The 13,100-nt window shown below is 65.5% G+C and carries 11 protein-coding genes; 2 read left to right on the top strand and 9 right to left on the bottom strand.

Annotation, left to right across the window (positions count from 1 at the left end; all coding sequences use genetic code 11):
• Positions 1-31 precede the first annotated feature (31 nt).
• The 7 genes from G7Y82_RS00685 to G7Y82_RS00655 form a co-directional block, all read right to left on the bottom strand.
• Positions 32-907 carry a pirin family protein gene (locus G7Y82_RS00685; protein WP_168146074.1) on the bottom strand — a complete coding sequence of 292 codons (876 nt, stop codon included), beginning with the start codon at positions 905-907 and terminating at the stop codon, positions 32-34.
• A 95-nt stretch (positions 908-1,002) separates the two neighbouring features.
• Entirely contained in the window at positions 1,003-1,362 is a 360-nt protein-coding gene (locus G7Y82_RS00680; RefSeq protein ID WP_168146073.1) for a hypothetical protein, read from the bottom strand.
• Positions 1,359-1,766, bottom strand: coding sequence for a roadblock/LC7 domain-containing protein (locus tag G7Y82_RS00675; protein ID WP_168146072.1), 408 nt, complete (start codon positions 1,764-1,766; stop codon positions 1,359-1,361). The genes G7Y82_RS00680 and G7Y82_RS00675 overlap by 4 nt, the downstream gene beginning before the upstream one ends.
• A gap of 11 nt (positions 1,767-1,777) precedes the next feature.
• The gene (locus tag G7Y82_RS00670) at positions 1,778-2,332 is read right to left on the bottom strand and encodes a GTP-binding protein (protein ID WP_168146071.1); all 555 of its coding nucleotides are present in this window, start codon (positions 2,330-2,332) and stop codon (positions 1,778-1,780) included.
• Positions 2,329-3,315: a hypothetical protein gene (locus G7Y82_RS00665; RefSeq protein WP_168146070.1), complete on the bottom strand. Its 987-nt coding sequence runs from the start codon at positions 3,313-3,315 to the stop codon at positions 2,329-2,331. The genes G7Y82_RS00670 and G7Y82_RS00665 overlap by 4 nt, the downstream gene beginning before the upstream one ends.
• A 100-nt stretch (positions 3,316-3,415) precedes the next feature.
• Positions 3,416-3,919, bottom strand: coding sequence for a hypothetical protein (locus tag G7Y82_RS00660; protein ID WP_168146069.1), 504 nt, complete (start codon positions 3,917-3,919; stop codon positions 3,416-3,418).
• A gap of 134 nt (positions 3,920-4,053) precedes the next feature.
• A complete protein-coding gene (locus G7Y82_RS00655; RefSeq protein ID WP_168146068.1) occupies positions 4,054-6,057 on the bottom strand; it encodes an APC family permease in 2,004 nt (667 codons plus the stop codon).
• A 131-nt stretch (positions 6,058-6,188) separates the two neighbouring features.
• On the opposite strand from G7Y82_RS00655, the gene typA reads away from it, so the two are divergent.
• Positions 6,189-8,024, top strand: coding sequence for a translational GTPase TypA (gene typA, locus G7Y82_RS00650; protein WP_168146067.1), 1,836 nt, complete (start codon positions 6,189-6,191; stop codon positions 8,022-8,024).
• A 259-nt stretch (positions 8,025-8,283) separates the two neighbouring features.
• On the top strand, positions 8,284-8,892 hold the full coding sequence (locus G7Y82_RS00645; protein WP_168146066.1) for a LysE/ArgO family amino acid transporter: 609 nt from the start codon (positions 8,284-8,286) through the stop codon (positions 8,890-8,892).
• A gap of 253 nt (positions 8,893-9,145) precedes the next feature.
• Here the strand turns inward: G7Y82_RS00645 and gltP are convergent, their stop codons facing one another.
• Both gltP and G7Y82_RS00635 read right to left on the bottom strand, forming a co-directional pair.
• Positions 9,146-10,435 (bottom strand): glutamate/aspartate:proton symporter GltP, encoded by a 1,290-nt coding sequence (gene gltP, locus G7Y82_RS00640; protein WP_168146065.1) that lies wholly within the window; start codon positions 10,433-10,435, stop codon positions 9,146-9,148.
• 121 nt (positions 10,436-10,556) lie between these two features.
• On the bottom strand, positions 10,557-12,965 hold the full coding sequence (locus tag G7Y82_RS00635) for a prolyl oligopeptidase family serine peptidase (protein ID WP_206370184.1): 2,409 nt from the start codon (positions 12,963-12,965) through the stop codon (positions 10,557-10,559).
• Between the last annotated feature and the right edge of the window lie 135 nt (positions 12,966-13,100).

Raw genomic sequence — 13,100 nt, 5'->3', positions numbered from 1 at the left:
GGACGTTGCTTGAGGTGTGGCCGGTACCCGCTCAGTGCGGTTCCGGCAACGGGATGAATTCGGTTTCGCACGGGACCTTGTCGAAGCGTCCGGCCTTCCAGTCGGCCTTGGCCTGCTCGATGCGTTCTGCGCGGCTGGAGACGAAATTCCACCAGATCTTGCGCGTGCCCAGTGGCGCGCCGCCGAGCAACATCAAATGCGCATCGGATGTTGCGTGCAGCGTGACATCCGCGTCGGCGGCGAAGATCGGCATGTCGCCTTCGCCGAAGCGGCGACCGTCGATGTCGACGGCGCCACTGACGACGTAGAGCGCGCGTTCGGGATGACCGCCGGGCATGGACAGGCGGGCACCGGCATCGAGCTTGGCCTCGACGTAGAAAGTCGGCGACGCAACGCGTGCCGGCGATTCGAGACCATAGGCGCTGCCGGCGATGACGCGGATGCGCGCGCCGTCGGCGTCACGCTGCGGCAGTGCACTGCCGGGGTAGTGTTCGAAGCGCGGCTCACATTCCTCGGCGTCCGTGGGCAAGGCCACCCAGGCCTGGATGCCGTGCACGCGGGCGCCGTGCGCGCGATCGTCGGCGGGGCTGCGTTCGGAGTGCGCGATGCCGCGGCCCGCGGTCATCCAGTTCAGATCGCCGGGGCGGATGGTCTGCACGCTGCCGAGCGAGTCGCGATGGTCGATCGCGCCGTCGAACAGATAGGTCACCGTCGCCAAGCCGATATGGGGATGCGGGCGCACGTCGGTGCCGCGACCGGGCGTGAAGTTCCACGGGCCCATGTGATCGAAGAAGATGAACGGTCCGACCATCAGGCGATGGCCGATCGGCAGAACACGGCGGACGGTGTCGCCGTCTCCGAGATCGCGAACGCGTCCCTGCAGGACGTCGATGATGGAGTCGCTCATGCGTGCGTGCTGTCGATCGATTGCGGATCGACAGGATAAGCGAGCTGCCGCACGCATGGGGCGGGCCGGCGCGAGGCGCCGACCCGCCGCGGCGGTCAGAGCTGCAGGCCGGCTTCGATTTCGGCGGCCTTGCGGCGGCCAAGGGCGAGGTTGGCGCGCGACTTGTCGAGCACGAGATAGAGGAACAGGCCCGGCTTGCCGGAGACCAGGCGGATGATGTGGTACTGCTTGCCGAGCGTGATGAGGATGTCCTCGATGCTGTCGCTGAGCTTCAGCGATGCCATGGTCTTGAGCTTGGCGCGCACGACCTCGGTGTTGCCGGCCGCGGCCAGTTCCAGATCCAGGCCGGAGCCGGCCTGACCGAGCATCATGCCGCTGTTGGCGTCGACCAACGCGCAGCACATGGCGCCGTCAATGGTCAGCAGCCCGTCGAGAGATTCCTGGATGTTGCTCATGAAGTGATTCCTTGGTTTGGGGTGGTTTCAACGATTTGTCGCACGCAGTCACGAGCGACCCACAGCAGAGATCCGGTGATGACGCTGTCACTGCCGACGACCGCCAGTACCAGCGGCTGACCGTCGACCGGCACGTCGAGCAACAACAACTTGCCGCGCTGGCCTTCGATCAGGACGCTGCCGCTGCTGCCAAGGCCCAGCTCGCGCAACGCTGCGGTGCCGAGCGCCAGCATCGAGCTGGCCAGTGCCGCGAGCCGTGCGGCCGCAACGGTGCCGCGCGTCGCCTGTGCGATCTCGAAGCCATCGCTGCGCGCCAGGACGGCGCTGTGGATGTCAGGCAGTTGGTTGAACAGCGACTGCAGAGCGCTGTCGTACGGAGTCGGCATCGGCGTGTCGGCGAACATGGGGCGGGGATTCAGGGCTGGGATGAGGTGGCGAACAGTTCGCGTGTCTCGATCTGGCTGAGCAAGGCTTCGAGCAGCAGCAGCACGTCGTCGCGGCGGCGCACGTCGACGCTGAACACCGGCGCGGCATGGCCGCGTTCGCTGAGCCAATGCGCGTAATCGTCGATCGACGTCGTGCCCTGCTGGCTGCGGCCGATGCCGATCACCATCGCGTCGGCGTCGGCCAGCGGACGGAATGCCTCGACGTAGACGGCAAGGTCGGCGAGCGGGTCCGGGCGGGTGTTGTCGGCGAGCAGCACCACGCCGAGTGCACCTTCGCTGGCGACTTTCCAGACGAAGTCGAAGCGCGATTGACCGGGCATACCGTACAGGCGCAGGCGGTCGCCGCCGTCAAGCGCGACTTCGCCGTAGTCGAAGCCGACCGTCGTGTGCGTCTTGCTGTGCTGCGCGAGATCGCTGTTGAGTGCCTCGGTGGCGATCGGCGCGTGATCGCTGATCGCGCCGATCGCCGTGGTCTTGCCGGCGCCCATCGGCCCGGCAAACAGCAGCTTGTATTCGCGGCTCATGCAGCAGACGTCATCGCGAACGCGGAGCGGATGCGATGCAGCACGCTGCCGAACGGCGAACGTCCGCTGGCAGCGCCGCGGGCCGGCATCACCACGCGTTCAGCGTCGGCGACGAGGACGCCGCACAGCGCCGCTGCATTCAGAAACACCTGGACCACGCCGATCGGCAGGCCGGAGAACGAGGCCAGCTCGGTGCCGCTGAGCGCGCGCTGCATCAGCAGCGCAGCGCAGCGCAGATCGGCGCTGCGACGACCGATCACGCCGAAGTCCGGCCAGCGGCGCAGGCGATAGCGCTGACCGGCGGGCAGGCGGCGCAGCGGGTGTCCGCCGGAGCGGGCGATGCCGATGGCCCACAGCAGCGGTTCGGCACTCTGCAGCGCGGCGCCGGCGGCCGTCGACTTGAGCTTTGCGTCGCCGCGGTGCAGGACTTCGATTTCAACGTCGCCAGCGAGGATGCGGGCGCATTCGTCGAGATCCAGCGACACCGGCCATGCGATGCGCTGCGAGGCGACCCATAGCAGGCCCTCGTGATTACCGCTGCGCAGTACCAGCGCCTCGGCGCCCGGCGTGCGCATGGCGACATCGAGGCGCTGGCAGACACTGTCGCTGCCATCGCCGGTTGCGGCGCTCTGGCCTGTCAGGCGGGTCGAGGCGTAGTCGAGGCAGCGGATCAGGCGAGTGGCGCCGAAGGGATAGCGCAACACCAGCTCGTCGCCGGCGTCACCGGTCGACGGGATGCAGATACACGGATGCCCCGACGCGATTTGCCGGCGGACCACGGCCTGTGCGAGCGCGTTGCCGGCGTCATAGACGAGTACGTCGGCGACCAGATCTTCGGTGTACTGCCAGCGGTCGGTGGTCTTGCCACCGAGCAATGCCAGCGTCTCCTTGAGCGAGACTTCGGCGCGCCAGTCGAAGCCGATGGCGCTGATGCGGCGAAGCTGCGGGCGCAGCGACGCGGAGGGACCGGCAGTCACGTTCATGGCGGAACACCGCAAGGTATGTGAGATAAAACCTACACGCACCTATTGAATTAAACGGGTGCTCCGGATGAGTGGCCGCTTTTGAGCGACAACAGGCCGTTCAGTCGACCGATGCCACCGGGGTCGCTGTCGGGGTCGTCAGCGGGGCGCGGCGCGGCGCACCGAGGTCGTCGAGCAGCGGCGATGGCTTGCTGCGAAACGCCCATTCGACCTGTTCGGAGAAGATCTGCCGCTGGCGCTCGCAGGTCTCGATCGTGGCGCGCAGGTCGTTGAGCAGGCCGCCGCCTTCGCCGCCGAGATCGAGTGGCAACGGGACCACGCGCTGCTCGCGACGGTAGGCGCGCAGCGCCTCACGGGCCAGCGACACTGGTGCCAGCAGGCCGTGCATGAGCCAGATGGAGATCGCCAGCGACACGCAGGCAGCGCCGCCGACCCAGGCGACCAGTGCGGCCGGCGCCGTCAGGCCGGCCAGCATGCAGACCGCGGCCGCCACAGGGGGCAGCGCACAGGTGAACACCAGGACGCCGTAGAAGTGATCGCTGATGCGATCAAACGGCATCCAGCTGCTGAGCCGGCGGTAGCGGTGGACAGGCAGGTCTTGCATGCCGCAATCGTAAGCGGGGCAAGGGTTTCACGGCTTTTTTCAGCGCTGAACGGTGGCCCCGCGCAGATCAGCGTGCTGCGCTGCAGGAAACCCTGACGACCAACGGTCGGCCGCCCCCATCCTTATCGATGGGATCAGCGAATATCGACCTGGGGCGGTGGCGGCGCCGGCTTGGGTACCGGCAGCGGCACGATGTGGGTCGGATGCCCCTCCGCCTCCAGGCGTTGCTGGACCGCCAGCGGCATCTGATTGTGCAACCAGCGCGTCAGCAGGGTTTCATGGCCGAACACCAGCTTGCTGGCGAACACCGTCGACTTCGGGAAGTCGGCGAAGACCTGCGGCAGCAGGGCCATCAGCTCGGCGAACGGGTCGCCGCCGTAGACCTGGTAGGACGCGGTCGCCAGGCCGCGGCTGCTGCAGAAGCTGGTGAAGTAGGCCAGCGAGTTCTCGATGCGCGCGCGCAAGCTCTTGAGCGTGCGTTCGCTATTGAACGCGTCCTTGTCGACTTCGCCGACCGAGACGAAAACGAAGTTGTGGAAGCGCTCGGGGAAGGTGTCGAGCACCCAGCGCAGCGCGTGCATGCCGGCGCCGCGGCTGTTGCCGACCAGGATGATCGCGGTCTCGGCTTCGGCCTTTGCGGCAATCGGCTTGACGTCCTCGTCCCAGTCCGGCTTCAGCGCGTAGACCTGGTCGACGCGCTGCATCAGCTTGCGTGTGTATTCGTAATGGCGATGGATGACCAGGCAGAAGCCGACCACGGCGCTGGTCAGCGCCACCGTCACCCAGCCGCCGAGCATCAGCTTCTCGGCGAGGATCACCAGCAGGATCGCCACGCAGACCACGAACCCGACGCCGGAAATTGCGAACTTGAGCTTCCAGTCGAGCCGGTAGAGGCGCTGCTCCCACCAGTGCCGCGACAGGCCGAACAGCGACAGCGAGAAGGTCAGGAACACGTTGATGCTGTACAGCACCACCAGCAGGCCGACCTGGCCGCGCGTCAGCAGCAGGATCACCAGCGCCGCGATGCCCATCACCAGCACGCCGTTCTGCGTGACCATGCGGCTCGACAGCTGGCGGAATTGGCGCGGCACCCAGTGGTCGGCGGCCATGCTGGCCAGGACTGCCGGGCCGCCGAGAAAGCCGGTGTTGGCGGCGACCAGCAGCAGGCCAGCCTCCAGCGCCAGCACGATCCACATCGACACGTCGACTGCGTGCGGGCTCCACGGCAGGCTGTTGAGGATGGAGCGGAAGGTCACCGCGTTGAGCGTCTGGCCGTGCGCCGGCACCGCGTGCCAGAGCAGGTAGAGCAGGATGATGCCGCCGGCGGTGAACGCCAGCGACAGGGCCATGTAGAACATCGTCAGGTGGCCGGTGCGTACGCGCGGTTCGGCCAGCATGTTGATGTTGTTGGAAACGGCCTCGATGCCGGTATAGGTGCCGGCGCCCACCGAGTAGGCGCGCAGGAACAGCGCCACGGTGAACAGCCAGCCGGACTCCTTGGACAGTGTCATGGTTTCGCGCACCGTCGATTCGACGACCAGGTGCAGCGAATCGGCGTGGTAGTGAATGCCGTAGACGATCAGGAAGACGTGGGTGGCGAAGAAGCCGAGGAAAATCGGCGCCAGAACCAGGATCGATTCCTTCATGCCGCGCAGATTGAGCACGATCAGCAGCATGATCAGGCCCAGCTCGGCGCCCAGCTTGAACTCGTGGGCGCTGGGCGAGAGCAGGCTGAACATCGCGTCGGCGCCGCTGGCCACCGAGATGGCGATAGTCAATACGTAATCGACGATCAGTGCCGAGCCGGAGATCAGGCCGGCGTACGGCCCGATCAGCTGGGTGGCAGCCTTGTAGCCGCCGCCACCGGACGGAAACAGTTCGATGACCTGGTTATAGGCCAGCGAGATGATGAACACCGTCAGGGCGGTGGCGCCGGCCAGGTAGAGGGCGATCGGGGTGTGGTCACCGAGCGCCAGGAACGCTTCTTCTGGGCCGTAACACGATGACGACAGGCCGTCGGCGCCGAGTCCGATCCACGCCAACAGCGCGACCAGCACGATGTGCCGGCGCGTCTTGGGATCGAAGGGGTCCAGTTTCTTGCCGAGGATCAGGCGCCGGACGCTGGGCAGCACACGCATTCGAGGGGTCGGAGGCCACGAAAGCGGCCGATTCTAGCACCGTGAGCAAAACTTGCCCTATCGCTGCAACGGGCCGCCGCGTACAATCCGCGCCCTTCTTTATTCTTTAGTTGTCCGTCCGAGCCACCCCCGTGATTCAGAACCTTCGCAACATCGCCATCATCGCCCACGTCGACCATGGCAAGACCACGCTGGTCGACAAGCTCCTGCGTCAGTCCCAGACCCTGGACGCCCGTGAGCAGCTCGGCGAGCGCGTGATGGACTCCAACGACCTCGAACGCGAGCGTGGCATCACCATCCTCGCCAAGAACACGGCGATCCGCTGGACCGACCCGCGCAACGGCACCGAGTACCGCATCAACATCGTCGACACCCCGGGACACGCCGACTTCGGCGGCGAGGTCGAGCGCGTGCTGTCGATGGTCGACTCGGTGCTGCTGCTGGTCGACTCGGTCGACGGCCCGATGCCGCAGACCCGCTTCGTCACGCAGAAGGCGTTCGCGATGGGCCTGCGCCCGATCGTCGTGCTCAACAAGATCGACCGCCCGGGCGCGCGTCCGGACTGGGTCGTCGACCAGGTCTTCGATCTGTTCGATCGCCTCGGCGCCACCGACGAGCAGCTCGACTTCCCGTTCATCTACGCCTCCGGCCTCAACGGCTACGCCGGCGATTCGCCGGACATCCGCGAAGGCGACATGACGCCGCTGTTCCAGACCATCGTCGACAAGGTGCCGGTGCCGGAAGTCGACCCGGAAGGTCCGTTCCAGATGCAGGTCACGTCGTTGGCGTACTCGAGCTACGTCGGCGTGATCGGCACCGGTCGCGTCAAGCGCGGCCGCATCAAGACCAACACGCCGGTCTCGGTGGTCGGCCGTGACGGCGCCGTGCGCCAGGGCCGCGTGCTGCAGGTGCTGGGCTTCATGGGCCTCGACAAGATCGAAGTGCCGGAAGCGCAGGCCGGCGACATCATTGCGGTCACCGGCATCGAAGAGCTGGGCATTTCCGAGACCGTCTGCGACGCCAAGGTGCCGGAGCAGCTGCCGACGCTGCAGGTTGACGAACCGACGATGAGCATGATCTTCGAGGTCAACAAGTCGCCGTTCGCGGGCAAGGAAGGCAAGTTCGTCACCAGCCGCCAGATCGGCGATCGCCTGACGCGCGAGCTGAAGACCAATGTCGCGCTGCGCGTCGAACCGATGGAAACCGGCGATCAGTTCCGCGTCTCCGGCCGCGGCCTGCTGCACCTCGGCATCCTGCTCGAGAACATGCGCCGCGAAGGCTACGAAGTGGCCGTGTCGCGTCCGCAGGTCATCCTCAAGGAAATCGACGGCGAGATCTGCGAGCCGTACGAAACGCTGGTTGCCGACGTCGAGGAAGCCAACCAGGGTGGCGTCATTCAGGGCCTCGCCGAGCGCGGCGGCAAGATGCAGAACATGGTGCCGGACGGCAAGGGTCGCGTGCGCCTCGAGTACATGATCCCGTCGCGCGGCCTGATCGGCTTCCAGACGCAGTTCCTGACGATGACGTCCGGCACCGGTCTGCTGTTCCATAACTTCGACCACTTCGGTCCGAAGGCCGAGGCTGCCGACATCGGCCAGCGCCGCAATGGCGTGATGATCGCCAACGAACAGGGCAAGTGCCTGGCCTACGCGCTGTTCAACCTGCAGGAGCGCGGCCGCATGATGGCGGAGCCGGGCGACGAGGTTTACGAAGGCCAGATCGTCGGCATCCATTCGCGCGACAACGACCTCGTCGTCAACGCGCTGAAGGGCAAGAAGCTGACCAACATGCGTGCTTCGGGTTCGGACGAAAACGTCATCCTGACCCCGGCCGTGAAGATGAGCCTCGAGCAGTCGCTGGAATTCATCAACGACGACGAACTCGTCGAGCTGACGCCGGAATCGATCCGCGTGCGCAAGAAGTTCCTGAAGGAGCACGAGCGCAAGCGCTCCAGCCGCGACGACTGAGCTTGAGACGAAGGCGCACTCCGGTGCGCCTTTTTCGTATCGGCCCATAGGCGCGGCGCGAGCCGCGACCGGCAAAAACGTAGAACCGCAGATTTCACAGATTGAAGGCACGCATTTTTGGGGCCTGCCATCCCTGGCGGCCACCTCCGGGCGGTCGCTGCGCGACGTCAAAAATTTCTCCCGGAAGAATTGCGCTTCTCATCTGCGCCCATCTGCGAAATCTGCGGTTAAAGCGCTTTTAGCGCCCGAAAGAGGATGCATGCTGCTTTCCGCCTACCTGCAGGGCCTCGCACTCAGCGCCGGACTGATCATCGCGATCGGCGCCCAGAACGCGTTCGTGCTGCGCCAGGGACTGCGTCGCGAGCATGTGTTCGTCGTGGCCACGATCTGTTTCGTGTCCGACGCGCTGTTGATCGCGCTCGGCTGCGGCGGTTTCGGCGCGCTGGTGCAGGCGCATCCGCCGCTGGTGACGGCGGTACGCTGGATCGGCGCCGCGTTCCTGATCGTCTATGGTCTGCGTAGCGTCCGTGCCGCGCTGCAGACGCAGGTGCTGCAGCCGGGCAGCGAGCCGCCGCTGGCGCGCGGCCGCGCCGTGGCCGCCGCGCTGGCACTGACCTGGCTCAATCCGCACGTCTACCTCGACACCGTTCTGCTGGTCGGCGGTCTCGCCGGGCGTTACGAAACGGCGCCGCGCAGTGCATTCGCGATCGGCGCCGCCACCGTGTCGGGGCTCTGGTTCTACGGGCTGGCTTATGGCGCCGCGTGGCTGGCGCCGCTGTTCCGCAAGCCCGTGACCTGGCGCCTGCTCGATCTCGTCATCGCCGCGACAATGTGGGCGATCGCGGCCGGGCTGCTGTTGCGAGGCTGAAGCTCAGGCGAAGCGGGCGCCCAGGTAGAAGCCAACGGCGAAGAATGCGGCTGCCGACCAGAATGCCCACACGTATCGGCGTTTGAACCGCCAGCGATTCGTCGGGTAATCGTAGTAGCGCATCGCAAGAGCCCTGGGATCGGAGCACCGGCAGGCAGCCGGTGCGGACCCTGTTAGATGCACGGCCAAGCAGATTCCGCCACTGCGTTCCTCAAATGCCCCCCGGCGCGGCGCGGCCGTCGCCGGACGCCGCTCAGCCGAGCTGTTCGAGCTTGTAGCGTTCGCCCTTCTCGGCGTCGTACTGCCCTTCCCATTTGGCGATGACGATCGCCGCCAGCGAGTTGCCGACCACGTTCAGTGCGGTGCGCGCCATGTCGAGGATGCGGTCGACGCCGGCGATGAACGCCAGGCCTTCGAGCGGGATGCCGACGCTGCCGAGCGTTGCCAGCAACACGACGAACGACACACCCGGTACGCCGGCGATGCCCTTGGACGTCACCATCAGCGTCAGGATCAGCACGATCTGCTGCGTCAGCGACAAGTCGATGCCGTACAACTGGGCGAGGAACAGCGCCGCGATGCTCTGGTACAGCGTCGAGCCGTCGAGGTTGAACGAATAGCCGGTCGGAATGACGAAGCTGGAGATCGACTGCGGCGCGCCGTACTTCGTCATCTTCTCCATGATGCGCGGCAGCACGGTCTCCGAGCTGGCCGTCGAGTAGGCGAGGATCAGCTCGTCCTTGAGCAGGCGGATCAGCGTGAAGATGTTGAAGCCGAACAGCTTGGCGACGCCGCCGAGCACGACCAGCGCGAAGAACAGGATCGCCGCGTAAACCAGCGCCACGAGCTTGGCCAGCGGAATCAGCGATGCGAAGCCGAAGGTCGTGACCGTGACGGCGATCAGCGCGAACACGCCGATCGGCGCATAGCGCATCACCATGTTGGTGACCTTGAACATCGTTTCGGCAATGCTGCGGAAGGTCTGCACCAGCGGGTCGCGATGCTCGGCCGGCAGCGACGACAGGCCGAGACCGAAGATCACCGAGAAAAAGATCACCGGCAGGATCTCGCCCTTGGCGATGACCTCGAAGATGTTCGACGGGATCAGATTGAGGATGGTCGTGACCAGACTGTGCGGGCCGTGCTGCACCTCGGCGGTGGTCTTGGTGTACTGCGAGATGTCGGACGTCGCCAGGCTGCTCATGTCGATGCCGGCGCCGGGCTGCAGCGTATCCGTCAGCAGCATGCCGACGACAATCGCGATGGTCGTGATGATCTCGAAGTAGATGATGGTCTTCAGGCCGATGCGCCCGAGCTTCTTGGCGTCGCCTACGCCGGCGATGCCGACGATCAGCGACGCGATGACGATCGGCAGCACGATCATCTTGATCAGGCGAATGAAGATCTGCCCGGCCGGCGTCAGGATGTTGGTGATCAGCCACTGGCTGGAGTCCCCCATGCCGTGCAGCACACTGCCGGTGATGATGCCGAGCACCAGGGCGATGAGGATTTGCCAAGCAAGGCTGAGGCGGGGCAGGCGCATGAGTCAGGTCGGTTTTGTCGGCGTGAAGGGGCGAACATAAAAAGCTTGCGGGCTCGGATGCAAATCCGGGCCCGCAAGTTATGCACACTTGCCCCGCAAGATACGAGCCGGAACGGGCTGCTCAGGGTGACGTTGGCGCAGCGCCTTTCAAGTAAAGATCGAGCCAGCGGTTCATCTCCCACAGTGTGTGCAGGACCGATTCGCGCGCGCGGTAGCCGTGCGCCTCGTCGGGCAGCTGCACATATCGCACCGTCGCGCCATTGCCTTTCAACGCAGCATAGAAGCGCTCACTCTGGATCGGAAAGGTGCCAGAGTTGTCATCGGCCATGCCGTGAATCAGCAGGATCGGGGCGTGGATCCTGTTGGCGTACGTGAACGGGCTCATCAGCGTGTAAGTCCCCGTCGCCTGCCAGTACGTGCGCTGCTCGGCCTGGAAGCCGAACGGTGTGAGGGTCCGGTTGTAGGCGCCGGAGCGGGCAATGCCGGCCTGGAATAGATTGCTGTGCGCGAGCAGATTGGCTGTCATGAAGGCGCCGTAGCTGTGACCGCCGATGGCGATGCGGTGGCGATCAGCGACGCCGAGCGCGACGACCGCGTCGACTGCCGCCTGGGCGTCGGCGACGAGCTGTTCGACGTAGGTATCGTTCGGTTCGGCGCCGTGGGCGCCAATGATGGGCATCGCCGGACGTTCGAGAATTGCGTAACCCTGCGTCAGCAGGAATAGCGGGCTGGCACCCGAAGGGCGCGTGAAGCGATTGCCTTTGTCGACGACCTGGCCGGCGACGGCGGCATCGGTGTACTCGGTGGGGTAGGCCCACATCAGCATCGGTAGCGGGCCATCACGCTTTGCGTCGTAGCCTGCGGGGAGATAGAGCGTGCCGGACAGCTGCACGCCGTCTGCGCGTCGATAGGTAATCAACTGTTTGGTGACCCCGGCGAACTGTGGCGCCGGATCGGCGAACATCGTCAGTGCACGCGGTACTTGCGCCGGCGGTGCATCAAGCTGGCGCAGATAGTAGTTCGGCACGTCATCGGCACTCTCTCGCCGGGTGATCAGCGCGCGCCCACTGTCGTCCGCAAGTGCGACGACGCTTTCGTAATAGGGCGCCGCGCTTTGCCATAGGCGCTGCGACGTGCCGGTGTGGAGATTGAGTGCAGCGAGGAACGGAAACGTACCGCCGCGCGTCGCGCCGTCGCCGCGGACGAGCACACTACGCCCGTCGACGCTGAAGTGCATGATGGAATGGCCCGCCACGTTGCTTTCGAGCAATGGATCGCCGGGGTCGTGATAGGCGTCCTGGTAGTTCCGTGCCGTGAGCACACGGGCCTTTCCGGGATGTGCCGGGGTCACGATGAGCCGCGTTTCGTGGCGGGTCTTCCACCAGCGCGTTGTCACCAGCGCAGTCTCCCCGTTGCCCCAGGCGATGTCGCGATAGCGTTCTGCCAGATCGGCCAGCACGCGAGCGGGGCCATTGAACGGCGCCGCCTGCAGGTAAAGCCTGTCGTGGATCGCAGTCTTGCGTTGAGGATCGCCACCGTCCTGGGCTTGTGCCCACATCAGGGTTGCCGGGGCATCGCTGCGCCACTCGATTGCGCGCGGGCCCGCAACGACGGCATCGAATGTAGCCGGCAGGTTCTCGGCCAGGGGGCGGTCGACGATGGTGTGGATCAGCTGGCCACGCAAGTCGGTGACATCGAAACGAGTCGGAAAGCGGGACGACGTCACCAGATAGCTGTAAGGGTGATGGTGACTGGCGATCAGTAGATAGCGACCGTCTGGAGAGATGTCGACATCGGCGATGACGGCCGGCGCGCCGATCTTCTGCACGCCGCCATCGATGCTGATGCGCGCGAGCTGGCTGGTGAAGTAATAGTCGAATAGCGCCTCGTCGTATGGGCCTTTCAGCAGATCCTCATACGTGCGTGTCGCGGCCGAGACGCCGTTGCTTTGCTGAACGATGGGGCCTTCAGGCGCCGTTGGAGCGGCCGGCACTGGCCCGCGATCGGTAACCACCGTCCGCGCGACGAGACCCGAGCTGTCCGGCAGCCATTGATACGCGCGCCCCAGCGTTGCGTTGAGCATGACGGTGGACAGACGCTGTGCCCGGTTGTTCTCGCTATCGACCACCCATAGCTCGAGGCCTTGCGCAGTGTCCAGCGTCAGTGCCAGCCAGCGGCCGTCTGGAGACCACGACGGATTGGTAAAGCGTGCGTCGGAGGGGAGTGTGACGTCATGTCGGGCGCCAGACGCGATGTCCTCGAGGATCAGCTGGTTCATCCAGCTGCTGCGTGCGTCGGTAGGGCCGTCGTTACGCGGATTGATGCGATGACCGGCTAAGCGCAGCACCGGTTCGGCAAGTGCCGCGATCGAAGGCATGCTTTCACGGCCATAGATCGCCAGGCGGTGGTGCTGGCGGTCAAGGCCGACCGCTGGGGTCTGTGGGGCATCGAGCATCTGCGGAATCGGCGACGGTGGTAGTTGATAGCCGAATGTGTCGGTCGCCAGAGCGATGCGCGCGAGCGATAGCATCGCGACACACAGACTGATTCTGCCGAGATGTAAGGCGGCATGGGGCATGGAGTGCTATCCGATGTTGAATTGACAGCGACGATCAATAAAAAACGCCCGTACCGCTTGGTACGGGCGTCTTGCCAAGGCCTGCGT

This window comes from Solimonas marina (assembly GCF_012241385.1).
Classification (GTDB): Bacteria; Pseudomonadota; Gammaproteobacteria; order Nevskiales; family Nevskiaceae; genus Solimonas; species Solimonas marina.
Note: the sequence above shows the minus strand (reverse complement) of the source record. Positions and strands in the feature narration are given on the sequence as shown.

Bases quoted from the DNA above. Each gene is read 5' to 3' on its own strand.
- G7Y82_RS00685 (WP_168146074.1), bottom strand. From the start codon at position 907: ATGAGCGACTCCATCATCGACGTCCTGCAGGGACGCGTTCGCGATCTC.
- G7Y82_RS00680 (WP_168146073.1), bottom strand. From the start codon at position 1,362: ATGAGCAACATCCAGGAATCTCTCGACGGGCTGCTGACCATTGACGGC.
- G7Y82_RS00675 (WP_168146072.1), bottom strand. From the start codon at position 1,766: ATGTTCGCCGACACGCCGATGCCGACTCCGTACGACAGCGCTCTGCAG.
- G7Y82_RS00670 (WP_168146071.1), bottom strand. From the start codon at position 2,332: ATGAGCCGCGAATACAAGCTGCTGTTTGCCGGGCCGATGGGCGCCGGC.
- G7Y82_RS00665 (WP_168146070.1), bottom strand. From the start codon at position 3,315: ATGAACGTGACTGCCGGTCCCTCCGCGTCGCTGCGCCCGCAGCTTCGC.
- G7Y82_RS00660 (WP_168146069.1), bottom strand. From the start codon at position 3,919: ATGCAAGACCTGCCTGTCCACCGCTACCGCCGGCTCAGCAGCTGGATG.
- G7Y82_RS00655 (WP_168146068.1), bottom strand. From the start codon at position 6,057: ATGCGTGTGCTGCCCAGCGTCCGGCGCCTGATCCTCGGCAAGAAACTG.
- G7Y82_RS00645 (WP_168146066.1), top strand. From the start codon at position 8,284: ATGCTGCTTTCCGCCTACCTGCAGGGCCTCGCACTCAGCGCCGGACTG.
- gltP (WP_168146065.1), bottom strand. From the start codon at position 10,435: ATGCGCCTGCCCCGCCTCAGCCTTGCTTGGCAAATCCTCATCGCCCTG.
- G7Y82_RS00635 (WP_206370184.1), bottom strand. From the start codon at position 12,965: ATGCTATCGCTCGCGCGCATCGCTCTGGCGACCGACACATTCGGCTAT.